Annotated in this window: 21 protein-coding genes; 7 read left to right on the top strand and 14 right to left on the bottom strand. The window is 72.9% G+C overall.

Annotation, left to right across the window (positions count from 1 at the left end; translation table 11 throughout):
- The first annotated feature begins 95 nt into the window (after window positions 1-95).
- Window positions 96-1,571, top strand: coding sequence for an aldehyde dehydrogenase family protein (locus BM223_RS01470; protein ID WP_052139086.1), 1,476 nt, complete (start codon window positions 96-98; stop codon window positions 1,569-1,571).
- 302 nt (window positions 1,572-1,873) lie between these two features.
- Here BM223_RS01470 and BM223_RS01465 read toward each other — a convergent pair whose 3' ends face one another.
- From BM223_RS01465 to BM223_RS01415, 11 genes are all read right to left on the bottom strand, one after another.
- The gene (locus tag BM223_RS01465; RefSeq protein ID WP_038682169.1) at window positions 1,874-3,355 is read right to left on the bottom strand and encodes an amidohydrolase family protein; all 1,482 of its coding nucleotides are present in this window, start codon (window positions 3,353-3,355) and stop codon (window positions 1,874-1,876) included.
- The gene (locus BM223_RS01460; RefSeq protein WP_052139087.1) at window positions 3,352-3,954 is read right to left on the bottom strand and encodes a thiamine pyrophosphate-dependent enzyme; all 603 of its coding nucleotides are present in this window, start codon (window positions 3,952-3,954) and stop codon (window positions 3,352-3,354) included. The genes BM223_RS01465 and BM223_RS01460 overlap by 4 nt, the downstream gene beginning before the upstream one ends.
- Window positions 3,951-4,475 (bottom strand): thiamine pyrophosphate-binding protein, encoded by a 525-nt coding sequence (locus BM223_RS01455; protein ID WP_052139088.1) that lies wholly within the window; start codon window positions 4,473-4,475, stop codon window positions 3,951-3,953. Before BM223_RS01455 ends, BM223_RS01460 begins: the two co-directional genes overlap by 4 nt.
- Entirely contained in the window at window positions 4,468-7,827 is a 3,360-nt protein-coding gene (locus tag BM223_RS01450) for a molybdopterin cofactor-binding domain-containing protein (protein ID WP_038682171.1), read from the bottom strand. Before BM223_RS01450 ends, BM223_RS01455 begins: the two co-directional genes overlap by 8 nt.
- A complete protein-coding gene (locus BM223_RS01445; protein ID WP_200887026.1) occupies window positions 7,824-8,360 on the bottom strand; it encodes a (2Fe-2S)-binding protein in 537 nt (178 codons plus the stop codon). Before BM223_RS01445 ends, BM223_RS01450 begins: the two co-directional genes overlap by 4 nt.
- Window positions 8,361-8,433: 73 nt before the next feature.
- Window positions 8,434-9,069, bottom strand: coding sequence for a cysteine hydrolase family protein (locus BM223_RS01440; protein WP_082003825.1), 636 nt, complete (start codon window positions 9,067-9,069; stop codon window positions 8,434-8,436).
- On the bottom strand, window positions 9,059-10,465 hold the full coding sequence (locus BM223_RS01435; protein WP_052139089.1) for a dihydroorotase: 1,407 nt from the start codon (window positions 10,463-10,465) through the stop codon (window positions 9,059-9,061). The genes BM223_RS01440 and BM223_RS01435 overlap by 11 nt, the downstream gene beginning before the upstream one ends.
- A gap of 359 nt (window positions 10,466-10,824) precedes the next feature.
- A complete protein-coding gene (locus tag BM223_RS01430) occupies window positions 10,825-12,069 on the bottom strand; it encodes a zinc-binding metallopeptidase family protein (RefSeq protein ID WP_038682175.1) in 1,245 nt (414 codons plus the stop codon).
- Window positions 12,033-13,241 carry a Dabb family protein gene (locus tag BM223_RS01425; RefSeq protein ID WP_038682177.1) on the bottom strand — a complete coding sequence of 403 codons (1,209 nt, stop codon included), beginning with the start codon at window positions 13,239-13,241 and terminating at the stop codon, window positions 12,033-12,035. The genes BM223_RS01430 and BM223_RS01425 overlap by 37 nt, the downstream gene beginning before the upstream one ends.
- Window positions 13,242-13,253: 12 nt before the next feature.
- A complete protein-coding gene (locus BM223_RS01420) occupies window positions 13,254-13,778 on the bottom strand; it encodes an aromatic-ring-hydroxylating dioxygenase subunit beta (RefSeq protein ID WP_052139090.1) in 525 nt (174 codons plus the stop codon).
- Window positions 13,775-15,118 (bottom strand): aromatic ring-hydroxylating oxygenase subunit alpha, encoded by a 1,344-nt coding sequence (locus BM223_RS01415; protein ID WP_075018502.1) that lies wholly within the window; start codon window positions 15,116-15,118, stop codon window positions 13,775-13,777. Before BM223_RS01415 ends, BM223_RS01420 begins: the two co-directional genes overlap by 4 nt.
- Before the next feature lie 205 nt (window positions 15,119-15,323).
- Between BM223_RS01415 and fdxA the strand changes: the two genes are divergently transcribed.
- The 3 genes from fdxA (at window position 15,324) to BM223_RS01400 (ending at window position 17,454) form a co-directional block, all read left to right on the top strand.
- Window positions 15,324-15,623, top strand: a complete 300-nt coding sequence (fdxA, locus tag BM223_RS01410) for a ferredoxin (protein ID WP_038682178.1) — start codon at window positions 15,324-15,326, stop codon at window positions 15,621-15,623.
- Complete coding sequence (locus BM223_RS01405) at window positions 15,620-16,600, top strand: NAD(P)/FAD-dependent oxidoreductase (RefSeq protein WP_038682181.1); 981 nt, start codon at window positions 15,620-15,622, stop codon at window positions 16,598-16,600. The genes fdxA and BM223_RS01405 overlap by 4 nt, the downstream gene beginning before the upstream one ends.
- Before the next feature lie 92 nt (window positions 16,601-16,692).
- The gene (locus BM223_RS01400) at window positions 16,693-17,454 is read left to right on the top strand and encodes an IclR family transcriptional regulator (protein WP_038682182.1); all 762 of its coding nucleotides are present in this window, start codon (window positions 16,693-16,695) and stop codon (window positions 17,452-17,454) included.
- A gap of 50 nt (window positions 17,455-17,504) precedes the next feature.
- Here the strand turns inward: BM223_RS01400 and BM223_RS01395 are convergent, their stop codons facing one another.
- Window positions 17,505-18,650, bottom strand: coding sequence for an acyl-CoA dehydrogenase family protein (locus tag BM223_RS01395; RefSeq protein ID WP_038682184.1), 1,146 nt, complete (start codon window positions 18,648-18,650; stop codon window positions 17,505-17,507).
- A 150-nt stretch (window positions 18,651-18,800) separates the two neighbouring features.
- Between BM223_RS01395 and BM223_RS01390 the strand changes: the two genes are divergently transcribed.
- On the top strand, window positions 18,801-19,820 hold the full coding sequence (locus tag BM223_RS01390; protein WP_082003827.1) for a Calx-beta domain-containing protein: 1,020 nt from the start codon (window positions 18,801-18,803) through the stop codon (window positions 19,818-19,820).
- 10 nt (window positions 19,821-19,830) lie between these two features.
- Here the strand turns inward: BM223_RS01390 and BM223_RS01385 are convergent, their stop codons facing one another.
- Window positions 19,831-20,337, bottom strand: coding sequence for a hypothetical protein (locus BM223_RS01385; protein WP_158510237.1), 507 nt, complete (start codon window positions 20,335-20,337; stop codon window positions 19,831-19,833).
- A 118-nt stretch (window positions 20,338-20,455) separates the two neighbouring features.
- Between BM223_RS01385 and BM223_RS01380 the strand changes: the two genes are divergently transcribed.
- Together BM223_RS01380 and BM223_RS01375 are read left to right on the top strand one after the other, a co-directional pair.
- Window positions 20,456-23,269: an ATP-binding protein gene (locus tag BM223_RS01380; RefSeq protein WP_038682191.1), complete on the top strand. Its 2,814-nt coding sequence runs from the start codon at window positions 20,456-20,458 to the stop codon at window positions 23,267-23,269.
- Between the two features lie 70 nt (window positions 23,270-23,339).
- A complete protein-coding gene (locus BM223_RS01375) occupies window positions 23,340-23,975 on the top strand; it encodes a PadR family transcriptional regulator (protein WP_038682193.1) in 636 nt (211 codons plus the stop codon).
- Here the strand turns inward: BM223_RS01375 and BM223_RS01370 are convergent.
- Window positions 23,951-25,114, bottom strand: a complete 1,164-nt coding sequence (locus BM223_RS01370) for a zinc-binding dehydrogenase (RefSeq protein ID WP_038682195.1) — start codon at window positions 25,112-25,114, stop codon at window positions 23,951-23,953. The genes BM223_RS01375 and BM223_RS01370 overlap by 25 nt on opposite strands.
- Between the last annotated feature and the right edge of the window lie 7 nt (window positions 25,115-25,121).

Below are 25,121 nucleotides of genomic sequence, written 5' to 3'. Positions count from 1 at the left end.
GCCGAGCCCCGGGACTGCGCCAGCATGCACCAGCCCGTCTCGCAATGCAACACATCATCTTGACTAATGTGATCAGCCGGTCGGACGATCAGAGCGTGACCACGGCTGAGAAGACCCCCCTGACGCCCGTCCCGAGCGGCGACCACCCCGGTACCTTCATCGGCGGCGCCTGGCTCGACCGGACCACTTCGTTCCCCTCCGTCGATCCCGCCACCGGCGAGACCTTCGGCCACATCTCGGCCAGCGAGGTCGCCGACGTCGACCGTGCGGTCGCGGCCGCGCGCGCGGCCGCCCGCGCGTGGGCCAGGACGTCGCCGTCCGAGCGCGGCGCGATCCTCGGCCGCTGGGCCGGGCTGGTCTTCCAGAACATGCACCGGCTCGCGGCGCTCGAGGCCCGCAACGTCGGGAAGCCCCTGTCCGGCGGCCTCCTCAACGTCCAGATCGCCGGCTCCATCCTGCAGTTCACCGCCGGCGGCGCCGACAAGCTGACCGGCGCCACCCTGCCGACCCGCTCCCCCGACTTCTTCGGCTTCACCCGCCGTGAGCCGCACGGCGTCTGCGCGATCGTGCTGCCGTGGAACGTCCCCGCGGTCCTCTTCGCCGCGAACATCGGGCCCGCGCTCGCCGCCGGCAACGCCGTCGTCCTCAAGCCGTCGGAGGTCGCCCCCCTGGTGATCCACGCGCTCGTCGAGCTCGCGGAGGAGGCCGGCCTGCCCGCCGGCGTCCTCAACGTCCTGACCGGTGTCGGCGTCGAGCTCGGCGCCACCCTGGTCAGCCACCCCGGCATCGACCACATCAGCTTCGTCGGCTCCGTCGCCACCGGCCGCCTCGTCATGCAGGCCGCCGCCCAGAACCTGACCCCCATCAAGGTCGAGCTCGGCGGCAAGTCGCCCAACGTCGTCTTCGCGGACGCCGACCTCGACGTCGCCGTCCCCGCCATCGTCCGGTCGATCACCGAGAACGCCGGCCAGAACTGCAACGCCGGCTCCCGCCTCCTCGTCCAGGCCGACGTCGCCGACGAGGTCCGCTCGCGCGTCGTCGCCGCCATGTCGGAGATCCGGATCGGCGCCTGGCACGAGGACCTCGACATGGGCCCCCTCGTCAACCCCGTCCAGCACGAGCGGGTCAGCGGCCTCGTCACCGGCGCCCTTGGCGACGGCGTCGAGCTCATCCTCGGCGGCGAGCGGCCCACCGGCCGCGACGGCGGCAACTTCCTCGCCCCCACCGTCCTCTCGGTCACCGACCGCAGCGCGCCCATCGTCGGCCAGGAGATCTTCGGCCCGGTCCTCACCGTCGAGACCTTCACCGACGACGCCGACGCCCTCGCCCTCGCCAACGGCACCGACTTCGGCCTGCTCGCCTGCATCTGGACGAACGACGTCTCGCGCGCACTGCGCATGTCGTCCGAGATCGGCGCCGGCCAGATCTCGGTCAACCAGTTCTCGGACGCCGGCGTGATCGGCATGCCGTTCAACATGGCCAAGCAGAGCGGCTTCTCGTCGGGCAACGGCTACCGCGCGCTGTACGAGTTCACCCGCGAGAAGGCCGTCGCGGTCAAGCTCCTCGGCTGAGGCCGCGCGCCCGCCCCGCACAGAACCGCCCACCGCTCGCCCAGATCCGGCCCTGACAGGGCCGATCCGGTGCGAACGGTGGGCGTTTGCGTACGCGAAGGGAGAGGCGGCCGCGTAGCGGCGGCGCGAGCGCAGCGAGTGCCGGCAACCGCGCCGCCAGCCGGCCGTCAGGGCCCCGCAGTCAAGGACGCCGAAGGCGCCGCGAAGCGGACCGAGCGAAGCGAGGGTCCTTGACGGCGGGGGACGGCCGGCTAAGCGCGGCCGCCACCGCAACCACGCTCACCCAGCAACGACAGGACCGACTAGTGGCAGGAAGCCCCGCCCCCACCGACAGCAGCCTCGATCTGCTCGAGCACCGGCCGCACCTCCTCAAACCGCGCGAGCCGGTCCGGCAGCGTCGTCCAGATCCGGGTGGCGATGGAGCGGGCCTCGGCGCGCAGCGCGTCCTCGTCGATGCCGGGAAAGGCCCGGTCGACGAGCACCGGCTGGCCCGCGACGTAGACGCTGCGCACCGCGGAGCCGAGCTCGGCGTAGGCGAGCTGGTGGCGCAGCTGCTCGGCCGGGGCCGGCCAGACGTAGTCGGTGTCGATGACCGTGAGGTCCGCCTGGGCGCCGACGGCGAGGCGGCCGACGTCCGCGCCGAGCGCGGCGGCACCGTTGGTCCAGCACATGCCGAGGCCGTCGTTGGCGGTCGGCCAGGTCTCCGGCGGGCCCTGCACGCGGTGCAGGATCGTGGAGAGCTTGAGGGTCTCGAACATGTTCTGCGTGTCGTTGCTCGACGCGCCGTCGGAGCCGATCGCGACCTTCGCGCCGGCCTTGAGCAGCGCCGGGACGGGCGCGACGCCGGCGCCCAGCTTGAGGTTGCTCGCCGGGTTGTGGACGGCGACGGCGTCGGTCTGCGCGAAGAGCTCGATCTCCTCGGGGCTCAGCCAGATCGCGTGCGCGAACGACGCCCAGTCCTGCAGGGCGTCGAGCTTGGCGAGGAACTCCACGGTCGAGAGGCCGTAGCGCTGCTGCGCCATCCGGATCTGCGACTGCGCGGAGAGCAGGTGGGTCTGCATCCGTACGCCGCGCGTGCGCGCCGTCTCGACGCTCGCCTCGAACAGCTCGGTCGAGCAGCGCGGCAGGGACGACGGCCCGAGCAGCGGCTGCAGCAGCGGCGACTTGCCCTGCCAGCGGTCGACGAAGCGGTTCGCGGCCGCGAGCACGACGTCGGGCGAGGCGACGGGCGGCTTGAGCAGGTCGGCGCCGCCGGGCACCAGGTCGACCGGGATCGACGAGAAGAAGTCGAGGTCGGAGTACTGGATCGCCACGTTGGCGCGGAGGCCGAGGTCGGCGTACGCCTGCATGATCGCGTCCATGCCGTCGTCGACCCACTCGTTGTCCGAGCGGGCGCAGTCGAGGACGGAGGTCGCGCCGCTGCGGACCATCTCGATCGCACCGATCATGGCCGAGACGTAGAGGTCGCGCGGCGAGAGCCGCGCCCCCGCCCCGCCGTACGACGCGACGACCATCCACGCGTCGAGGGGCAGTGCGTCGCACAGGCCCTTCTCGATGGTCTGGTTGGAGTGCGTGTGCGCGTTGACCAGACCCGGGATGAGCAGGTCGCCGCCGAGGTCGGTCGACTCGGCCGCGCTCGCGGCGGCGCCCGCCTGGGCGAGCCAGCGGTCGGCGGCACCGGGGCCGAGGTCGGCGATGACGCCGTCCACGACGACCACGTCGCCGATCTCACCGCCGTGCTCGAGGTCCAGCAGCCGGGCGTTGCGCAGCAGCCGTGTCGTCATCGTTCGTCACCCTTCGATCGTTCCCAGTTCGCCAGTGCCGTCCGGAACTCCCGCTGCGCCTCCGCGCCCGAGAGCTCGCCCGGCCCGCCGTACGGCGAGGGCTCCGGGTCGACCTCGACGACGAGCATCGCCGGTCCGGGTGCTGCCCCGAGCAGCTCGCCGAGCAGCTCCGGGAGCTGGTCGGCGGATGTGTCGCGTACGACGGTCCGCGCGAACGGCCAGCCGGCCCCCCGCGCGATCGCGGCCAGGTCGGCGAGCGCGCCGGCCGCCAGCGGCTGGCCTCCGCCCGTCTCGTACCGGCCGTTGTTGAAGACGACGACGCGCAGGTTGGCCGGCGCCGCGTCGGCGATGGCGAGCAGCGAGCCGAGGTTCATCACCAGGTCGCCGTCGCCCTCGATGAGCAGGAAGTCCAGGTCCGGCCGGGCCAGCGCGGCACCGAGCGCGAGCCCGGGCGCGGCGCCCATCGGGTCGGACGCGTAGAACGTGGGGTTCGCTCCGCCGTGCTCGCGCCACGCGCGGCCCGCGGTGCCGAGGCTCGCGACGACGACGTGCCCGGGCGCGGCGACGGCGAGCGCGGCGGCGACGTCCCCGCGCCTCACACCGGCTCCCCGAGCAGCGCCCGTCGCGAGCACAGCAGCACGACCGGGCGGCGCAGCAGCCACGCCTGCTCGCTGGCCTTCTCGAACAGCCAGTCGTCGGCCGGACCGTCGACGTGGTGCACCGTGAGCCCGGCCGCGGCGGCCACGCCGGCAGTCACCTGACCCTTGTACATCTGGTAGTAGAAGCCGTCCTCGGCGCCACCGCGCGCAGCGGCCACGACGACCAGCGGCAGCTCGTGGTGGTGCGCGAACGCCGCGAGCACGTTGGCCGACAGCAGCACCCCGGCGTTCTGGCACAGCACCGCCGAGCGCAGGCCCATCAGGGCCGAGCCGCCGGCGATCGCGACGGCGTCGTCCTCGCGCGTGACGCGCACGTCGAGGATGCTCGGGTCGGCGACCACCTCGCCGATCAGCGGGCTGAGCCAGCTGTCGGGCAGGTACGCCGCGAGGCCGACGCCGCCGGCCCTCAGCCGGTCGACGATGGCCGCGCTCCGCGTGGTCGCGGTGTCGACGTCAGTCATCGGACTCCTCATCTCGGGTTCTGCCGAGCAGCAGCTGCTCGGTCGCTTGTCGGGCCAGGCCGATGGCGGCATCGAGCTTCCACCGGTTGCCGGGCAGGGGGTGGGCCTCCCAGGAGAGGTCCTGGTCGAGGACGCCGGCCACCGCATCGGCCGTGGGGACGGCGCCGGCCAGTGCCCGGGTGAGCCGGGGCGGCTGCCAGGGCTTGGGCGCGAGCCCGCCGAAGACGTAGCGCGCGCCGGTCCAGCGGCCGTCGTCCCCGACGGTCACGGACGCGGCGAGCGAGACGAGCGCGAAGTCGCCGTCCCACTGCTGGAGCTTGACGAAGACGCCCCGCGCGGCCAGGGCGGACGCCGGCAGCACGATCGCCTCGACCAGCTCACCGGTGCGCAGGTCGAGCTCGCCGGGACCGGCGTACAGGCTGGTGATCGAGACGCTTCGGCTGCCGGACGGGCCGGTCAGCACGACCTCGGCGCCCAGCGCGTCGAAGACGGTGGCGAGGTCGGACGGGGTGACCGCCTGGCAGCGGTGGCCACCGATCGCCGCGTGGTGCAGGCGGTGGTCGCCGTCGACCGCGTAGCAGGGGCAGGTCACGCCGCCCCGCTTGTAGCAGTCGAAGCCGTTGCGGAAGAACCAGCAGCGCTTCTCCTGGCCGAGGTTCCCGGCGACCGTCGCGACCTCGCGGATCTGCGCGGACGCGATCGTCGCGATCGCGGACGCCACCATCGGAACTCGCTCGGAAGCCCAGGTGGCGAGCTCGGCGAGCGTCACCGCGGCGCCGATCCGCCAGTCCCCACCGGGCTTCTCCTCGATGCCCCGCATCGACGCGATGGCCCCGGTGCCGACCAGCACGGTCGGGAAGAGCAGCTCCTGGTCGCGCTGCACCAGGACGTCGGTGCCGCCGCCGATCACCGTCGCGTCGGGCGTGGCCAGCTCGGCCACGGCCTCCGCGACCGTCGCGGGGAGAGCGACCCGCTCCACCGGCCGCGGCGCGGGACGGCGCGCGAAGCGCGTGCCCCAGCGGTCGAGCAGCAGGTGGATGCCATAGGGGTAGAGCGCACGGAAGAGCCCGATCTGCCAACGTCCCGGGCGCCGCGCCAGGTGGTGCCGGCGCGGGGTGACGCCGTCGCGCTCCCGCAGCGCCGCGAGGACGACGTCCGGGGTCAGCGGCAGCTCGCGGAAGCGGATGCCGGTCGCGTCGTAGACCGCGTTGAGCAGCGCCGGGGCGGCCGGGATGAGCGCGATCTCGCCGACGCTCTTGGCGTTGAAGGGGCCCGCCGGCTCCGGGCCCTCGACCAGCCCGACGTCGATCGACGGCACCGTCGTGGCACGCGGCAGCGGGTAGTGGACGTAGCCGGCGTTGACCAGTCGACCGCCCTCGTAGTGGAGCTTCTCCCCCAGCGCCGCACCGAGGCCCTGCACGGCGCCGCCGATGATCTGGCCCTCGACCAGTGCCGGGTTGATCGCCTTGCCGATGTCGTGGACGGCCGCATAGCCGAGCACGCTGATGACGCCGGTGCCGGGATCGACCTCGACCTCGACCGCGTGCGCCGCGTAGGCGTAGGTGGCCGAGATGTTGGGCCGCTCGATGCCGGTCCAGTAGGGCTGCATCTTCGGCTCGACGTACTCGGTGTCGATGCGCAGCGCGCCGTCGACGAGGTTCTCGATCGGGATGCGGTCGGCGCCGGAGACGACGCACCCGTCGCGGAGCGTCACGTCGTCGGTGCCGAGCTTCTCGGCACCGAGCTCGCACAGCCGCGCGGCCATCGCCTCGGCGCTCTGCCGGACGGCGTGCCCGCCCATGTGCGTGCCGCGCGAGGACCAGGCGCCCATGTCGGGCGGGGTCTCGTCCCAGTCGGCCATGATCACGCCGACCCGGTCCATCGGTACGCCGAGCACGTCGGCCGCGATCTGCCCGAGGATCGTGCGCTGGCCGGTGCCGGCGTCGGCGCCGCCGAAGCGGACGACGACCTCGCCCGTCGTGCGGACCTCGATGCCGGCGGCGCTCGTGTTGCCGCCGGGATAGGCGTAGGAGCCGCTCGCGTGCATGCCCGACGAGACGCCGACACCCCGGTAGGGACGGCGTTCCGGGCCGCGCTTGGCGTCCCAGCCGATCCGGTCGCGGACCTCGGCGAGGCACTCGCGCAGCCGGTTGGAGCCGACCTGCGAGCCGGAGAGCTGCGTGGTGTCGGGCAGGCCGGAGTTGCTGATCCGGAAGTCGATGGGGTCCTGGCCGCACTGCTCGGCGAGCTCGTCCATGAGGGTCTCGAGGCCGATGGCCGTCTGCGGCTGGCCGTAGCCGCGGAACTGGCCGCCGGGCACGAGGTTCGTGTCGACGAGCCGCGCGTCCCAGCGGACCGCGTCGGGCCGGTACATCGAGCCGAGCTGCTTGATGCCCGCGCGCATGACCGACGGGCCGTAGTGGTTGTAGGCGCCGTTGTCGACGTCGATCACCGCATCGAGGAAGCAGAGCCGGCCCTCGGTGTCGGCGTGCGCCGCGAGCTGGGTCGTGAACGCGTGCCGCGGCTTGGTGAACGCGAACTCCTCGGCCCGGCTGAGCTCGAGCAGCACCGGCCGCCCGCACTTCATCGACAGCGCGGCGGCGAGCGCCTCGTGCTCGGAGATTTTCGACTTCGATCCGAAGCCCCCGCCCACGGCGACGTCGCGGCAGACCACCTGGTCGAGCTCGAGCCCGAACAGGTTCGCCAGCTCGTGGACGACGAAGTGCGGCGCCTGGCTCGACGTCCACATCTCCAGGCGCTCGTCGTGCCACCACGCGATCGTGGTGTTCGGCTCCATGCACGCGTGGTTGACCCGGGGGTATCGGAACGTGCCGCCCGCCTGGAACGCGGCGTTGGCCTGGGCGAGGTCGACGTCGCCCCAGTGCTCGGCGGTCGCGACGGCGACGTTGGCGCCGTCGGCGCGCTGGTGCAGCTGGGGGGCGCCGGGCGCGAGCGCATCGGGGACGGTGAGCACGGCCTTGCGCCGGCGGTAGCGGACCCGGATGGCCCGGATCGCCTCGTCCGCCGCCTCGGCGGTCTCGGCAGCGACGGCGGCCACCTCGTGGCCGACGTACAGGACCCGGTCGACGGCCATCGGCGGGCGATCGGAGTAGGGGCCGCCGCTGTGCTCGTAGACCCGGCCCTCGGGGAAGTCGGCGGCGGTGACGACGGCGTGGACGCCGGGCACGCGCAGCGCCGCGGAGACGTCGAGACGCTTGATGTCCGCGTGCGGCAGCGGGGAGCGGAGGACGCGGGCGACCAGCGTCCCCGCGGGCGGCTCGTCGGCGGCGTACCGCGCGGTGCCCGCGGTCTTCTCGGCCCAGTCGAGCGGCCGGATCGACTCCCCGATCATCGCGCTGCCTGCCGGCTCTCGGCGACGGCGCACACGGCGTCGACGATCTGCCGGTAGCCCGTGCAGCGACAGATGTTGCCCGACATCTCGCGCGCGATCTCGTCGCGGCTGCGGTCGACGGACTCGCGGAGCACCGCCGCGGCGCGCACGACCTGGCCGGGCGTGCAGAAGCCGCACTGGAAGGCGGCGTGGTCGGCGAAGGCGGCACGCAGGTCGGCCGCGTCGTCGCCGAGGCCGGCGGCGGTGGTGACCTCGTCGGTCACCACCGCGGCCGGCATCGTGCAGGACATCACCGCGCGGTCGCCGACCAGCACGGTGCAGGCACCGCACTCGCCGCGGCCACAGGCCTGCTTCGCGGCGAAGATCCCGGCGCCCCGGAGGACCTCCAGCAGGGAGGCTCCGGGCGCGCCGGCCGGGACGACGTCACCGTCGACCCGGAGGTGCTCAGCCTGGACCCGTGGACGGCCGCCTACTGCGCGGCCCTCCAGCGGCGCGCCCGCGGCGTTGCGGCCGCTCGAAGGGCGATCCGGCACGACGTCGCGCCCGCGCCTTGCGGGCACACCCCTGGGGGGCCGCTCGCTACGGCGCCCCTCCACGGGTCCAGGCTCAGCCATCGAGGGCGGCGGTCAACCCAGGAAGGTCGGTGACGACGCCGTGGAAGCGCTCGATGCTCGCCAGGGTCGCGGCGTGCGCTGCGTCGTCGGAGTCGGCCACGCACTCGGCGGGGACGACGACGTCGAAGTCCCGCGCGTAGGCGTCGCGGATGGTGGAGTCGACGCAGAAGCTGGTCGTCGTACCGAGCACGACCAGGACCTGCACGTCCTTCATCCGGAGCTCGACCTCGAGCGTGGTCTGGAAGAACGCGCTCGACCGGTGCTTGACGACGACCTCGTCGCGGTCCTCCTTGATCGCCTTCATCTCGTCGAGGAGCTCGGCGTCCCAGGTGCCGCGGCGGCACAGCTCGAGCTTGACGCCCCGGCGCTCCAGGTGCGACGGGATCCGGCGTCGGCTGCGCAGCACGTCGTCGTCGTAGTGCACCTGCTGGGTGAACCACACCGGGATGTCGAGGCGGTGCGCCAGGTCGATCGTCTTCGTGACGTTCGGGATGATGTCCTGCGGGTTCTTCACCGCGTCGGCACCGAACGCCTGGCCTCGCGACCCCTCGGGGTGGCAGAAGCCGTTCTGCATGTCGACGACGAGCAGACCCACGTCCCGCGGGTCGAGCTTCACGCTAAGCGGCATGCCAGTTCCTCTCCTTGTCCTTGTCGGGTTCCGGCTTCACGACCACCTGGCCGCTGCCCGGCTGGGCCAGCACCTCGCCGTCCCGGTAGATCACGTCGCCGCGGCGCATCGTCAGCGTCGGCCAGCCGCGCAGCGGCACGCCCTCGAAGGCGCTGACGAACTCGCTCTGGGTGACGTCGGGACCGACGACCTTCTCGGTCTCCATGTCGACGATCACGAGGTCGGCGTCGGCGCCGACCTGGATCGCGCCCTTGGTCGGCGCGAGGCCGAACAGGCGGGCGGGGTTGTAGGCCATCGTCTCGGCGACCTTCTCGATCGCGATCCGGCCCTTGAGCACGCCCTCGGTGAGGACGACGGGCAGCATGGTGGCGAGCCCGGCGAAGCCGGGCGCCTCCTCCCAGATGCCCTTGCCGGACTTGGGGATCGGCACGTGGTCGGAGCCGATCGTCGAGATCCAGCCCTCGCGCAGGCCACGCCACAGCTCGGCCTGGTGGGCCTCGTTGCGCAGCGCCGGGGCGACCTTGCCGACACCCGAGCCGGCCAGCCGCGCGTCGTCCGCGGTGAGGGCGAGGTAGTGCGGGCACGTCTCCAGGACGACGGTGCGCCCCTTGCGGCGCGACTCGGCGGCCGCGTCGACGGCCATGCCGACGGTCGTGTGGGGCACGTAGAGCGGGCACTCCTGCAGGTCGGCGAGCCAGATCGCGCGGAGCAGGTCCTGCTCCTCGACGAAGTCGGGCCGCGACGCGCTGTACGCCGCGAGGTCGTCGCCGCCGCTCTCCTTCACCTTGGCGGTGAGGTGGCAGACGAGCGAGTCGTCCTCGCAGTGGACCATGCACCAGCCGTAGGGGCCGAGCTCGCGGATCTTCTCCATCGCGGCGTAGAGCACGGCGTCGTTGACCGACACCAGCCCGATCGGGTTACCCGGCTCGTAGCCGCCCATGTAGAACTTGAAGCTCGTGACGCCGAACTCCTCGGCGTAGCGGGGGATCTCCTCCACCTGCTCCATCGACGAGATGATGAAGTGGAACTGGGTGTCGACCAGCATCCGGGTCTTCGCCGTCTCGAGCTCGGCCGGGAAGGTGTCGATGAAGGTCGACGGCGAGCGGCGGTACTGCAGCACGGTCGTGATGCCCCCGACCGCGGCACAGGCGGTCTCGGAGGCGAAGATCTCCGACAGCGGGCGCCCACCGCCCAGGTGCACGTGCGGGTCGACCAGACCCGGCAGCACGTACCTGCCCTGCGCGTCGATCCGCTCGGCGGCCTCGGGCAGCACGCTCTCGTCGGCCACCGCCACGATCCGGCCGTCCTTGACCGCGACGGCAGCCTCGACCACGCCGCTGGGGCTGACGATCCGTCCGTTGGCAACGATGGTGTCGACGGTGGTGTCCGCGCGCATCTGACCTCCGGTCCCGCTCTCGCTGAGAGCGCAACTCGCCTCGCAGACGCACTGGCAGGAGATCTCGGGTGGCTGTCGGCCGCACACCCGGCGCACAGTGCGTCAGGGCTGTAATCGACTCCCTGGCCGGGAGGCGATGCCGTCGTCGCCGACTCTAGTGAGGCGGGCCACATGCGTCAAGCATGCGGGATGACGTCTTGTAATGCGATACGCGTCAGAGCGGCTCTGCAGCGGCGAGCAGGCACGAGCACAGCGGCTCGAGGACCACGTCGACCGGGACCTCGAGCAGGTCGGTCAGCGCCCGCATGTCCACGGCGCGATCGTAGCCGGACATGTCGCGGACGATCAGGGCTCGAGGCTCAGTGGTGGTGCTCGTGGTCGTGCCGGGTCCGGGGCGCGCGCTGGTGCGGGTGGTGGTCGCCCGCGAGCAGGGCCGTGTAGAGCTCCCGGTAGCGCTCCAGCTCGGCCAGGTCCACGACGTCGCGCCGGGGATCGGACGACGATCGCACGCTCTGCGGCCCGACCCGGACGGTGTCGATCCCGTGCTCGCGCAGGACGACGCCGTCGGTGGACCCGGTCCAGCCGGTGACGGGCGCCGGCGGCTCGCCGAAGACGTGCTCCCACGCGTCCTGCGCCGCCCGGACGACGGGTGCCCGCGCGCCGGTCGCCTGGGCACCGTGCAGCCACTCCACCTCGACCTCGCAGCCGCAGCCGGCCAGCGGGGTCGCGGCCAGCAGGGCGTGCAGGCAGGCGGTGAGCTCGGTCGCGAGCCGGGACGGGCGCTCGCCGGGCACCGTGACGACGTACAGGTCGACGAGGAGCTCGGCGGGCAGCAGGTCCGGCTTGTCCGGCCAGCCGGCGCGCAGGGCCCCCACACCGACCTGGGCGCCGACCTGGCCGACCGGGGCGCGGCTGGCGAGGTAGCGCTCGCGCCACCGCTCGATGGCGTCGAGGACGACGCCCGCGTGGCGCAGCACGCCGCCGGACGGCGTCGCGGAGTCCGGCGCCAGTGCGGCGCCGGAGGTGCCGGTCACCCGGACCTGGAGGTACGCCGCGCCGGGCTCCTCCCAGAGCAGCCCGCGCGGTCCGCCCTTGGCCACGATCGCGGAGGGGAGCTCGGGGGCATCGGCGAGGAAGGCGCGGACGCCCTCGCCCCGGCCGCCGCGGCGGTGGGTGCCGCTGCCGGCGAGCAGGAGCGTGCCCCTGCCGGCGGCGGCGAAGGCTGCCACCGCGGCCGCCGCCGGCGCTCGGGCCACGCCGAGCCCGAACCCCTCGGCCGTGCCGTCGACGATCCGGAGTGGACCGACCGGGTCGTCGCGACCGGTGACGAGGGGATCGGAGATCCCGTCCCCGTCAAGGGAGGTGTCGAGGTGCGAGTAGAGCAGCGGCCCCGGTCCGGCGTGCGCGACCAGGTTGGCGCCCTCGGCGCCGTAGGGCTGCACGGTCCAGGTGATCGCGGGCCACCGCGCACCGCACCACTGCGCCAGCGCCGCGGCCGCGAGTCGCTCGCGGCCGCGGGGCGCCGGCGTCCGGTCGAGCACGCCCAGGAGCTCGACCAGGGTGTCGCTCAGAAGCGTCCCCAGTCGTCGGACGCCGGCCGCCACACGTCGATGTTGCGCGGGTCGGCGGGCATCTTGCGGGCCCGGTGCGTCTCGTGCTCCTCGGGGGTGAAGACCCGGTGGCTGTCGCAGAGCTCGAAGCGGGGACCGAACTTCGTGTCGTGCAGGTAGAACGCGATGGACGTCGACGCCGAGTGGTTGACGATGTCCGAGGCGATCGGGGCGCCCTTGTAGAGCGCCCGGGCCCGCATCCGCATGACGTGGTCGAGGCTCTTCATCGCGAAGCAGAGGTGCGCGACGTAGTGCTCGTCGTTCTTCTGGATCGCGAGGCTGTGGTGGTAGCGGTCCTCGCAGCGCAGGAACGTCGCCGACCCGACGATGTGGTCGGACGGGATGAAGCCCAGCACGTTGATGTAGAAGTCGAGCATCTCCTCGTAGCGCGGGGTCGCGAGGAAGGGGTGCACGAGGTCGAGCGGGCGGATCTCGAGGCTCGGCGGCTCGGCGTACTCCTGGAACTCGGTGAAGAGCTCGACGAGGAGGCCGTCGGGGTCGGCGAGCGCGAAGCCGTTGTCGCAGAGGGCCTGCTGGCGCTCCTGGAGCGGCAGGATCTCGCGGCCGGCGGCGATCGCGCGCTGCTTGATCTGCTCGAGCACCTCCTCGCTCTCGACGCTGAAGCCGACGGCCGTCGTCCAGCCGTCGGTGCGCTCGGGGGCGCTGATCAGCTCGATCGAGTGGTGCTCGATGTCGGCCCGCAGGTAGGCGTACTCGTCGTTGTGCTGCTCCAGCTGGAGACCGACGTGGTAGACCAGGAAGTCGATCGTGGCCTGCATGTCCGGAACTTCGATCCGGGCGTACTCCATGCCGTACGGCCCGCGCGGACGCTGCGTCACGCGTCCCTCCCTTCCCGCGTCGCCCTCAGGGCCCGCGAACTCGTAGGCGACGATCGCCTGGTCGGCGATCACCGGCCGCCACTTCTCGCGCACGAAGGTCTCGTGCGACTCACTGTTGAGGTAGGCGAGCAGCTCCTGCTCGTCGGGGAACTCGACCGACATCCCGTGGGTGTAGGTCTGGTCCCGGCTGCTGAGGTTCTCCCCCATCGACCAGTGCCGCATCGCGGGATAGCGCTCGGGGAACGTCTCGAGCTCGGCCAGGATCGCCTGCCGGGTCCCCGCGGGGACCTCGTCGGCGAACCGGAAGAGCAGCGTGTGTCGGATCATCGGCCGTCCTTGTCAGAGGATGAAGCTGAGGCGGGCGCCGACCGGCAGTGCCTCGTGACCGAGGATCGTCCGGCGCAGGCGGTACTTGAGGCCCTCGTCGGTCGGGACGACGACGTGCTCGTACCAGCCGACGTACGTGTCGAACTGGCCGTCGCGGGCACGGTGGACGACGAACGAGGCGCGGATGCGCAGCGTGCCGTCCTCCTCGCCCGGGAAGAGCCGGACGTTCGAGACCAGGCGGTGGGTGCGCGAGTGCGGGTTCTCCGCGTGCGCCTTGCGCGACTTGAGCCGCTTCACCCGAGCCTTGATCAGGTCGTAGTCGTCGTCGACGAAGGAGCCGCCGGCGTGCAGCGACCAGCCGCGGTAGTCGGTGGTCGGCACCTCGTAGCGCGCGCCCTCCTCGAAGAGCGCGAACCAGCCGTCGTAGTTCCAGGCGTCGAGGATGTCGGCCTCCTCGTAGAGGAAGTCCTCGACCTCGCCGCGGGTGATGGTGCGGCCGGCGACCTCGATCGAGCCGCGCACGTCTGCCTGCGTCATCGGACGTTCCTCCCCTCGAGGAAGGACTCCGGCCGGGTGCCGGTCACCTCGAGACCACCGTCGACGACCTGCTCCCACTCGCGCCAGAAGCCGCGCATCGCGCCCTCGTCGATCGAGCGGCCCTGCTCGCCCTTGACCTCGTCGCGCATGCCCCGGGACATGTCGCTGTAGTCGAGGTCGCCGGCGCCCTTGGTCGCCTCGATGCCGCGCTGGACGGCTTCGTACGCCTCGATGTCGTCGGGCGTGGCCAGGCCGCCGGGACCGACGAAGCTGACCACGGTCTTCATCCGCAGCGCCCGGGACTCGGGGTCCTCCTCGCGCGGCACGAGCTGCCAGGCGCGGACGTCGGTGTGCCCCGGCGCGACCGGCTCGAGCTGGCGGATCGAGAGGCCCTCGATGTCGAAGAGCAGCAGGTTCGGGAAGACGAACAGGATGTGGCTCTCGTCGGCGACGTAGTGCGCGCGCTCCTCACCGAGCCGCTCGACCATCTCGGCGCGGTGCTCCTCGGTGCGGACCTTCTCGGCCTCGCCGAAGCGGGGCTCCCAGATCATGCTGATCCGGCCGCCGTGGCCGGTGAGCACCAGCAGCGAGTGGCCGTTGCCGAGGTTGTAGGCGAACTGGTTGTCGTCGGTGACCGCGAAGCCGGACTCGCGCAGGTAGCCCACGAACGTGTTGTGGGTCGGCGAGAAGTGGTAGCCGTCCATCGCGTTCTCGACGGCGAGCTTCCAGTTGCCGCGCACGCTGTAGAGCTGGACGCCGGGCAGCGTGGTGACGCCGGAGGCGTGCTGCTGCTCGATCATCGTCATGTAGTCGGCGGCGTCGCCGAGGTGCTCCAGCAGGGGCGGCACGTCCGGGTTGAACGAGATGAAGACGTAGCCCTCGTGGATCTCGAGGCGCGGCACCGAGCGCAGCATCATGTTCTGCTGCAGGGACGCGACGTCCTCGTACGCGCCATCGTCCGGGATGGCCGCGACGGTGCCGTCGTTGTTGAACGTCCAGGCGTGGTAGAAGCACTGGAAGCGCTTCTGCGAGCCCTCGTTCTCGCGGCACAGCACGGTGCCGCGGTGGGGGCAGGAGTTGAGCCAGGCCCGCACCTCCCCGTCCGCGTCGCGGCAGAAGATCAGCGGCCGGCCGGCGATCGTCCGCACCTTGAAGTCGTTGGCGTTCGGGATCTCCGTCTCGTGCCCGAGGTAGAGCCACGTCCTCAGCCAGATGTTGACCCGCTCCCGCGCGAAGATCTCGGGCGACCGGTAGGCCTCCCGGTTCACGCGGAAGGTCAGCTGCTCCCAGTCCTCGACGAGCATGGGACCTGCCACTCGCTCGGACGCTTCGCTCGGCATGTCCATCGCTCCTTCACCCTCATCACTTTGAGTCACTATCGCGAGATGCCATCTCGCGATGCGACATAGCCTTGCCCACCCCGTGAGGGCTGTCAAGAGGTCGGATGAATCCGTCCACCGGGTTGACGACGGCGCCCTTCTGGGTTCATTGTCGTGTCTTGTAATAAGAGACGCTATCTCGGCCTGCATAACGAACGGAGTCGCCGTGCCCTACGTGATCACTGGTTCCTGTATCGACGTGATGGACCGGTCGTGCGTGGAGGAATGTCCCGTCGACTGCATCTACGAGGGCGACCGGATGCTCTACATCCAGCCCGACGAGTGCGTCGAGTGCGCCCGCTGCGAGCCGGTCTGCCCGCAGATCTCGATCTACCACCACGACGACCTCCCCGAGGAGTCGAAGGCCTACGAGCGGATCAACGCCGAGTTCTTCACCGACCTCGGCTCCCCCGGCGGTGCCCGCAAGGTCGGCCGCACCGGCGCGGACCACCCGGACGTCGCATGAGCGCCGGCGCGACCCACGAGGTCGACCTGCTGATCATCGGCGCCGGCCCCACCGGCCTCTACGCCACCTACTACGCCGGCTTCCGCGACCTGCGGGTCGCGCTGCTCGACGCGCTGCCCGAGGTGGGCGGCCAGATCGCCGCGCTCTACCCCGAGAAGGCGCTGTACGACGTCGCCGGCTTCCCGGCCGTGCGCGGCCAGGAGCTGGTCGACGCGCTGCACGCTCAGGCCCGCTCGGCCGACCCGCTGATGCTGCTCGGCCGCACCGCGACCGGCCTGGTCGAGGACGAGGACGGCGTCGAGGTCACCACCGACACCGGCGAGACGATCCGGGCCGGCGCGGTGCTCATCACCGCCGGCATCGGCAGCTTCACCCCGCGCGAGCTGCCGGTCGGCTCGGAGTACCTCGACCGCGGTCTGCGCTACTTCGTGCCCCGCCTGGCCGAGCTGGCCGACCAGGACGTGCTCGTCGTCGGCGGCGGCGACTCCGCCCTCGACTGGGCGCTCGGGCTCGAGGACGTCGCGCGCAGCGTCACGCTCGTCCACCGCCGGCCGCAGTTCCGTGCCCACGAGCGCAGCGTCGCACAGCTGCAGGAGTCGAGCGTCGAGGTCCTCACGCCGTACGAGGTGGCGAAGGTGGCGGGCGAGGACGTCATCGAGGAGGTCGTCATCGAGACCCGCGACGGGGAGCGCCGCACGCTCGCCGTGCAGGCCATCGTCGCGGCGCTCGGCTTCATCGCCGACCTCGGGCCCATCGACGCCTGGGGTCTCGAGCAGCACCGCCGCCACCTCCTGGTCGACCGCACCATGCGGACGAACCGGCAGCGCGTCTTCGCCGCCGGCGACCTCGCCCACTACGAGGGCAAGGTCAAGCTGATCTCGATCGGCTTCGGGGAGGCGGCGCTCGCCGTGAACCACATCACCGCGCTGGTCCGGCCCGGATCAGCGCTCACGCCGGGACATTCGTCGGACCTCTGACGACACGGGTGCCCGGGTCGCCGCGACGAGGCGGCCGGGCGCCCCACCCGTGCGATACTCCGTCGAGCCCAAGCGCCCCGATTCGAGGTCACATGAGCACCAGCAAGCCCAAGAGCGAGACCGGCGAGACCGCTCCCACCATCCAGACGGTGGAGCGCGCTGCCGTCGTGCTCGGCTCGTTCACGGTCGCCAAGCCGTACCTGAGCCTCAACGAGCTCACGGCGTCCCTCGGCACGAGCAAGGCGACGGCCCACCGCTACACCAAGGCGCTGCGCGCCGCGCACCTCCTCCGGTACGACGAGCGCACCGCGCTCTACTCGCTCGGCCCGCAGGTGCTGACGCTCGCCGCGTCCGCCCGCGCCGGACTGCCGATCGTCGCCGCCGCGGAGCCCTACATGGAGTCGCTGCTGCACGAGGTCGACGAGACCGTCGTCCTCTCGGTGTGGGACGGCGAGACCGCGACCGTCGTCCGCTCGGTCGACAACACCGACCACATCATCCGGATCGGCGTCCGCTCCGGCGCCCGGCTCGACCTGACGGACTCCGCCCAGGGCCGGGTCTTCTGCTCGTTCCTGCCGCCCGACCAGGTGCCCGGCCTCAAGTCGATCCTGCGCCGCGCACCTGAGCTGGCCGCCGAGTTCGAGAACATCCGCGAGCTCGGCCTCTCGCTCAACTCCCCCGACATCAACGGCGTGCGCACCATCGCCGCGCCGATCTTCGAGGGCGGCACCATCGTCGCGTCGATGGCGATCGTCGGCACCGCCGTCACCGTCTCGGCCGACGTCGACAGCCCGATGGCGCGGGCGCTGCTCCGCACCACGCGCGAGCTCTCCGAGGGCCTCGGCGGCAGCTGACGCCGCTGCCCCCGCTGCGGTGCAGCGGGGGCAGCGGGGCAGCGCGGGAGCTACAGGCCGAGGTCGCGGCCGATGAGCTCCTTCATGATCTCGTTCGACCCGGCCCAGATCTTCGTCACGCGGGCGTCGCGCCAGGCGCGGGCCACGCGGTACTCGTTCATGAAGCCGTAGCCGCCGTGCAGCTGGACGCAGTGGTCGAGCACCTCGCCCTGGACCTGCGAGGAGTACCACTTCGCCTTGGCGGCGTCGATCGCGGAGAGCCGCTTCTCGGAGTGGGCGAGCACGCACTTGTCGATGTAGGCCTCAGCGACCTCGATCCGGGTGACCAGGTCGGCCAGCAGGAACTTGTTGTGCTGGAAGGTGCCGATCGGGGCGCCGAACGCGTTGCGCTCCTTGGCGTACTGGATCGTCTCCTCGAGGATCTGCTTGGCGTGCGCGACGTTGGCGACCGCGCAGCCGAGGCGCTCCTGGGGGAGCTTCTGCATCATGTGGATGAAGCCCATGTTGAGCTCGCCGATGATCTCGGCGTCGGTGACCCGCACGTTCTCGAAGAACAGCTCGGCGGTGTCGGACTCCTCCATGCCGACCTTGTCGAGCTTGCGGCCCCGCGAGAAGCCCTCCTTGGTCGCCTCGATGCCGAAGAGCGTGATGCCCTTCGGCCCCTTCTCGGGGTCGGTCCGCACCGCGGTGACGAAGAGGTCGCCCGAGTAGCCGTTGGTGATGAACGTCTTGGACCCGTTGATGACCCACTCGTCGCCGTCGCGCACGGCCGTGGTCTTGAGCGCCGCCAGGTCGGAGCCGCCGGAGGGCTCGGTCATGCCGATGCCCAGCAGGATCTCGCCGGAGACGACGCCCGGCAGCCAGCGCTGCTTCTGCTCCTCGGTGCCCAGCTCGACGATGTACGGCGCCGTGATGTCGGCGTGGATGCCGTGGCAGGTCGGGTACGCCGCACCGACCTTGGCGAGCTCCTCCTGGAGGATCGCGTTGAACCGGAAGTCACCGGCCTCCGCGCCGCCGTACTGCTCGGGGACCTCGAGGCCCAGCAGCCCCTGCTTGCCCGCCTCGATCCAGAACTCGCGGGGCAGCGCCTTGGCGGCGATGTGCTCCTCGGTGTGCGGCAGGACCGACCGGTCCACGAACTCCTTGACCGACGCGCGGAACGCCTCGTGGTCCTCGTCGTAGATGTCACGCTTCATGGCGGCGACTCTACTCGCGGGTCACTTGGCGGGTCGTTGTCGCCGGGCACAACGTTCGGAGGACGGTCGTTGGTCCCGGAGCACGGTGCGGCCAAGGATTGGGGGCCGACCCTGACGCGCCCCGCGCCGGGCGTTCGTAGCGTGCCGGACATGTCTCGATCTCGCTGGTTCCGCCGTGCCCTGGTGCTCCTGACCGCCGCCGCGCTCGTCCCGGCCGCCCCGGCCCTCGCCACCGCGGCCGCGCCCAAGCCCACCGCGTCGGCGGCACCGGTGACCGCCCGGGAGGGCTCCGGCACCGCGGTCGTCGTGGTGCGCCTGACCAGGAAGGCGCGCACCGACGTGGCGATCTCGTGGTCCACCGTCGCGGGCAGCGCCCGGGCGGGCAGCGACTTCCGGGCCGCCCGCGGCAAGGTCGTGGTCAAGAAGGGCAGGAAGCTCGCCCGGATCACCGTCCGCCTCGTCGACGACCGGGTCGCGGAGCCGGTGGAGACCTTCGCGGTGACGCTGCGCAGCCGGGGCGCGAAGGTCCGCACCCCGCGGGTCGCCGTGCGGGTCAACGACGACGACCAGGGCACCAGCAGCCCGGTCCGGTTCCCGCAGACCATCACCGGGACGGTCGCGGGCCACACCAAGACCGCCGTCTACCCCGGCGGCACCGTGCCCGACTCGCTGCACGTGCAGTGGAGCGGGACGATCACCTACGTCTTCCAGAAGAACGACCCGGTCCTCGGGACGCCGTGGCGGGACCAGCAGGTGCACTACGTCGTGCAGTCGGCGTCGATCGGCTGGACCGCGAGCGGGACCTGCTCCGGCTCCGGCACCCTGACCGGCAGCCAGCTCACCGGCGACTTCACCGTGGACGCCGCCGCCGTCGGCCCCGGGTACGACGTCGACCCGCGCTACTGGGACTACGCGATCTACCTCGCCCCGGTCACCGGCGCGGGCAACATGCCGGTCACCTGCGGCGCCAACCCGGGCAACGCCGCGGGCCGCGTGGGCCAGGGCGGCAACGGGGGCGCGCTCGTCTACAACGGCCACGCCACGCCCGAGCAGCCGGACAGCCTGCGCTACACGACCGACCGGTTCACCTACGCCGGGACGGCGAACCCGCCGACGCTGACCTACGACAACACCTGGGACCTGCGCGGGAGCGGGGTGGCGGCGTACTGACCGGTGGCGGTCAGCCGGCCGAGACCAGCTCGCCGCAGCCGCACGCCGCCTGGACCTCGGCGTACAGGTCGGTGCCCTGCTGGCCCCACAGGCCGTTGACGATGAGCGTGGTCGGGCCGGCGACCAGGGCCTGCTTGTCGTCGTACAGGTTGTCCTGGGCGTAGGCCCGGGCCGCCTCGGGCGTGGGCAGCTCGGCCCAGATGATCGTCTGCGAGAGCGCGGGGAGCCCGATGCCGACCGCGTCCTCGTCGCCGTAGCAGTCGAGCTGGCGGAAGTCGACCTGCCCGGGAGCGCCGGTCTCGTTGGTGCCCCACTTGATGATCGCGCACGACGGGTTGTCGCTGCTGAGGTCGGCGGTCGCCGTCTCGACGACGGCGAAGTCGAGGCGGGCCGCCGGGTCCACCGCGACGCTCGCCGACGTGGTCTCCGGTGCGCTCGACGCGGGACCGGGCGGGGTGGCGTCGCCGTCCTCGGACGAGGAGCAGGCGGTCGTCGCCAGAAGGAGGAGGCTGGTCATGAGCAAGGGTGCGGCCGTACGGCGCAGGACAGTCACGCCCTCATCCAGCCAGGGGCGGCCGGAGGGCCGCATCAGGGAACGACCCCAATCCTCGACCGGCCCGCACTACGCTGCCTCCGTGGCCAGCGGTCGGAGCGGTCGACTCGTCGAGAGGGAGGCCAGCCTGGCTCAGGCCGGCGCCGCCCTCGCCCGCCTGCGCGCCGGCACCGGCGGGGCGCTCTGCGTGCTCGGTCCGGCTGGCGTCGGGAAGACCTCGCTGCTCACCTCCGTCCTGGCCGAGGCCGAGACCGAGGCCGGCGACAGTGACGGCGGCGTGCGGGTGCTGCGGGCGACCGCCGGTGAGCTCGAGGCGCACGCGCCGTACGGCGTCGTCCGGCACCTCTTCGGCCGCGCGCTCGCCGCGCTGGACCCGGTCGCGCTCGACGGTCTCGGCGGGATCGCCCACGGCGCGGCCCGCGCGGCCGTGGACCTCGTGCTGCACCGCGGGGAGCCGGTCGACGACCCGTCGGTCCTGCTCAACAGCCTGTACTGGCTGCTCGACGGGCTGACCGCCGACGGTCCGCTGGTGCTGGCGGTCGACGACGCGCACTGGGCGGACGAGGCGTCCCTACTGTTCTGCCAGCACGTCCTCAACCGGGCGAGCGAGCTGCCGGTGCTGCTCGTCGTCGCGGCCCGCGACATCCTGCCCGAGCGCCGCAGCCCCGCACTGGCGGCGCTCGTGGCCGGGGCCTCCCGCCTCGACCTCGCGCCGCTCAGCGTCGCCGGCGTCCGGTCCTGCCTCGCCCAGCTGGGTCACGACGAGATCAGCGACGAGCTCGCGGCGGCGTGCGCCGACGTCAGCGGCGGCAACCCGTTCCTGGTCACCGCGCTCGCCGAGCTGCTGGGGACGACGGACGTGCGCTCGCTCGTGCCCCGCACGGTCGTCGACACGGTCGTGCAGCGGCTCACCGCCCTCGGGACGGCGGAGCAGGCGCTCGCCCGCGCGGTCGCCGTCCTCGAGTCGGCACCCCTGCGCATCGCCGCCGGGCTGGCGGAGCTGACCCCGGAGCGCGCCGGTGCGGCCGCCGACCAGCTGCGCGACGCCGGGCTGCTCGCCACCGAGCGGCGCCTCACCTACCGGCATGCCCTGCTGCGCAGCGCCGTCACCGCGGCGACCGGTGCCGCGACCCGCGACGACCTGCACCGCCGCGCGGCCCGGGCGCTGGCCGACGAGCCGGACGGCCTGCACCCGGCGGCCGGTCACCTGCTGGAGGCCGAGGGCGTGGCCGACCCGTGGGCGATGCGGCTGCTGCGGACGGCGGCCCGCGCGGCACTGGCCGACGGGGCACCCCAGGCGGCGGTCGACCTGCTACGGCGCGCGGTCGCCGAGCCGCCGCCGGCCGCCGACCTCCCCGGACTGCTGGTCGAGCTGGGCACGGCCGAGCTGCGGGCCGGCGACCCGGCGTCGGTGAGCACCCTCGAGCGCGCGGGCCGCGGCGTGACCGACCCGGTGCTGCGCGCGCAGTGCGCCATCGGCCTCGCGGCGGCGTACCACGTCGGCGGGTTCTACGAGCGCTCCGTGCCCCTCCTCGGCGACGCACTCGCCGGACTCGGACCCGAGCACGGCGACCTGACCCTCGTCGTCGAGGCCGAGCTCGTCGCGGCCGCACTCTCCGCCCCGGGCCGGGTCGACGAGGCGCGCGACCGGCTCGCCCGGCACGGCCACCTCGCCGGCGCGACTCCCGGGGAGCGGCTGCTCCTCATCCACCAGGCGTCGGTCGCCAACGCCACCCGGGCGCCGATCGCCGAAGCCGGCGACCTGGCCCGGCGCGCGATCGGCGACGGCGCGACACCCGAGCAGGTGACGAACCCGTTCGCCTGGACGCTCGCCCGGCTCCACCTCGCCTGCGCCGGCGAGTACGACGCCGTCGCCGCCCTCTGCGCCCAGGGACTCGACCTCGCCGCCCGGACGGGCTCCGTCCCGCTCCACGCCGCCGCCTCGGTCACCCGCGGCTGGGCGCACCTGTGGTCCGGGCGCATCGACGACGGCGGCACCGACTTCGCCGCGGCGCTGCGCCACGCCGAGGTGGTCCCCGGCGGCCAGCTGCTCCGCCTGATGGCCTCGGCCGGCCTGGCCGAGGCACTGCTCGCCCAGGGCCGTCTGGCCGACGCCGTCGCCGCGCTCGACGCGGTGCCCGACGAGGTGGCGGCCGACCGCAACCAGGCGACCGGCATCCACCTGCTCCGCGCCCGCGGCCTGGTCCGCGCCGCCGCCGGCGACCACGCGGGCGCCCTCGACTCCCTGCAGAGCTGCGGCGAGCGGCTCGCCGCCCTCGACATGGACTCCCCCACCTGGTGCGCCTGGCGCCCCGCCGCCGTCGAGAGCCTCTGGGCGCTCGGCCGGGTCGACGAGGCCCGCGACCTCGCCGTCGTCGAGCTGGACCGGGCCGAGGCCAAGGCGGCAGCCGGCATCCTCGGCCAGGCACTGCGGATCGCCGGCGAGGTCGCCGCCGACAGCGACGACGGCATCGCGCTGCTCGAACGCTCCGTCGCCGTCCTCGACGGCAGCGAGGCCCGGCTCCAGGAGGCCCGCTCCCGGGTCGCGCTCGGCGCCGCGCTGCGTCGTGCGGGACGCCGGGTCGAGGGCCGCGAGCAGCTGCGCCGCGGCCGCGAGCTCGCCCACCGCCTCGGCGCCGTCGCCCTCACCGACCGCGCCGCCACCGAGCTCGCCCTCGCCGGCGGCCGGGCCGGCCGGATCGAGCTGACCGGCGTCGCCGCCCTCACCTCCGCCGAGCGCCGGGTCTGCGCGCTGGCCGCCACCGGCCTGCGCAACCGCGACATCGCGCAGCGGCTCTTCGTCAGCACCAAGACCGTCGAGGTGCACCTGTCGCGGGCCTACCGCAAGCTCGGCGTCGGCCGGGACGGGCTGGCGACGCTGCTCGACAGCGCCTGAGGCCGGCCGGCACCACGACGACGGCGAGCGCGAAGACCGAGCGGAGGCCGCGAATCCCTAGAATCGCGCCATGGCCGCCCACGACACCCGCCTGCTGCTCCTGGGTGCCGTCGCGCTCTTCGAGCCGGTCAACGGCTACCAGATCCGGCGCGAGCTGATGTCGTGGCAGGTCGACCAGTGGGCGCACGTCAACCCCGGCTCGATCTACAGCGGGCTCAGCACGCTGACCAAGCAGGGTCACCTGGTCCGCCACGACCTCGTCGACGGCGGGCGCGAGGTCGCCGTCTACGAGCTCACCGCCTCCGGCCGCGCCGAGCTCGACCGGCTCGTCGAGGTCGCCCTCACCACCGTCGACCTGTACGACGCCGTCGGCCTCCACGTCGCGCTCGGCCTGCTGCCGCTCATCGACCGGCCCACCGCCGTCCGGCACCTGTCGGCGCGGCTGCGCGCCCTCGACGACCTGCTGCTCCACCTCGAGGGGGTCACCGGCAGCACGACCGCGCCGCCCCACGCCACCCGCTCGATGGCGCTGCCCCTGCTTCGGGGCCGGGCCGAGCGGGCCTGGCTCGTCGAGATGCTGGACGACGTCCGCAGCGGCCAGCTCTTCTTCCGCGACGAGCCCTTCGCCTGGGCGCCGACCCAGGACGACCCCGGCTGGCAGATGAACGCCGACCGCGAGCGCTACCGGGCGCTGCTCGGGCGCTGAGCCGGGTCGACCAGGATCTTCGCGTGCCGCTCGGGGTCGCCGAGGTCCGCGAACGCACCGGCCACGCCGTCGAGCCCGACGACGCCGGTGACCAGCGGCGCGACGTCGACCTTGCCGGAGCCGATCCACTGCAGGGTCTGGTGGAACTCGCTCGGGTCGTAGGCGAACGCGAAGCGCAGGTCGATCTCCTTGTTGATCGCCATCGACGGCCGGAACGAGTCCTCGCCCATGCACACGCCGACGACGACCACGCGGGACAGCAGCGGCGCGGACGAGATGATGTGCTCGATCATGCCGGGCAGGCCGACGCACTCGAAGACGACCGGGCCGCGCGGGGTCGCCCCCACCTTCTCGGCGGCGCGCATGACGTGCGCCCACGGCAGGAGGGGGACGGCGCGCAGCTTGTCCATCGCGTCGAGGCCGAGCTCGGCGAGGGCGATCGCCTCGGTGAGGTAGCGCGAGTCCGCGAAGGACGCCCACGGCGACACCGTCGCCGGGTCGACGACGACGTCGGCGCCCATCCGCTCGGCCAGCGCGCGGCGGCCGGGCGAGAAGTCGCTGGCGATGACGTGCCGGACGCCGGTCGCCTTGAGCATCGCGATCACGGCGAGCCCGATCGGGCCGCAGCCGATGACGACGGCGGTGTCCTTGGCGCCCACCTCACCCCGGCGCACGGCGTGCAGCGCGACCGCCATCGGCTCGGTGAGCGCCGCGGCGTCGGCGTCGAGGGAGTCCGGCACCCGCATCGTCATCGACGCGTTGACCAGCACCTGCTCGGCGTACCCGCCCGGCGCCTGCTCGGAGAGCCCGGTCAGGTGGACGTCGGCACCCGTGCGCAGCACGGGCAGCGCGACCACGCGCGTGCCGACCGGGAAGGGCTTGCGGGTGCGCGGGCCGTAGTCGGCGACGGTGCCGACGAACTCGTGGCCCAGCACCACCCGGTCGGTCGAGCGCATGAAGGCGTCGTACCCCAGGGCGGCCGCATCGGCGGCCGTCTCGTCGCAGTGGGTGCGGGCGTGGAGGTCGGAGCCGCAGATGCCGCAGCGCTCGACGTCGAGCAGGATCTGCCCCTCGGCGGGGGTGAGGTCGGGGAGCTCCTCGACGGTCAGCTGGGCCTGGTGGCAGACGACGGCGCGCACGGCCCCA

It is taken from the genome of Pimelobacter simplex (genome assembly GCF_900114845.1).
Lineage (GTDB): Bacteria > Actinomycetota > Actinomycetes > Propionibacteriales > Nocardioidaceae > Nocardioides > Nocardioides simplex.
Note: the sequence above shows the minus strand (reverse complement) of the source record. Positions and strands in the feature narration are given on the sequence as shown.

Coding starts and splice junctions, on each gene's coding strand:
- BM223_RS01465 (WP_038682169.1), bottom strand. CDS start 3,355: ATGACGACACGGCTGCTGCGCAACGCCCGGCTGCTGGACCTCGAGCAC.
- BM223_RS01455 (WP_052139088.1), bottom strand. CDS start 4,475: ATGACTGACGTCGACACCGCGACCACGCGGAGCGCGGCCATCGTCGAC.
- BM223_RS01450 (WP_038682171.1), bottom strand. CDS start 7,827: ATGATCGGGGAGTCGATCCGGCCGCTCGACTGGGCCGAGAAGACCGCG.
- BM223_RS01440 (WP_082003825.1), bottom strand. CDS start 9,069: ATGCCGCTTAGCGTGAAGCTCGACCCGCGGGACGTGGGTCTGCTCGTC.
- BM223_RS01435 (WP_052139089.1), bottom strand. CDS start 10,465: ATGCGCGCGGACACCACCGTCGACACCATCGTTGCCAACGGACGGATC.
- BM223_RS01425 (WP_038682177.1), bottom strand. CDS start 13,241: ATGATCCGACACACGCTGCTCTTCCGGTTCGCCGACGAGGTCCCCGCG.
- BM223_RS01420 (WP_052139090.1), bottom strand. CDS start 13,778: ATGACGCAGGCAGACGTGCGCGGCTCGATCGAGGTCGCCGGCCGCACC.
- BM223_RS01415 (WP_075018502.1), bottom strand. CDS start 15,118: ATGCCGAGCGAAGCGTCCGAGCGAGTGGCAGGTCCCATGCTCGTCGAG.
- BM223_RS01405 (WP_038682181.1), top strand. CDS start 15,620: ATGAGCGCCGGCGCGACCCACGAGGTCGACCTGCTGATCATCGGCGCC.
- BM223_RS01400 (WP_038682182.1), top strand. CDS start 16,693: ATGAGCACCAGCAAGCCCAAGAGCGAGACCGGCGAGACCGCTCCCACC.
- BM223_RS01395 (WP_038682184.1), bottom strand. CDS start 18,650: ATGAAGCGTGACATCTACGACGAGGACCACGAGGCGTTCCGCGCGTCG.
- BM223_RS01390 (WP_082003827.1), top strand. CDS start 18,801: ATGTCTCGATCTCGCTGGTTCCGCCGTGCCCTGGTGCTCCTGACCGCC.
- BM223_RS01385 (WP_158510237.1), bottom strand. CDS start 20,337: ATGACCAGCCTCCTCCTTCTGGCGACGACCGCCTGCTCCTCGTCCGAG.
- BM223_RS01375 (WP_038682193.1), top strand. CDS start 23,340: ATGGCCGCCCACGACACCCGCCTGCTGCTCCTGGGTGCCGTCGCGCTC.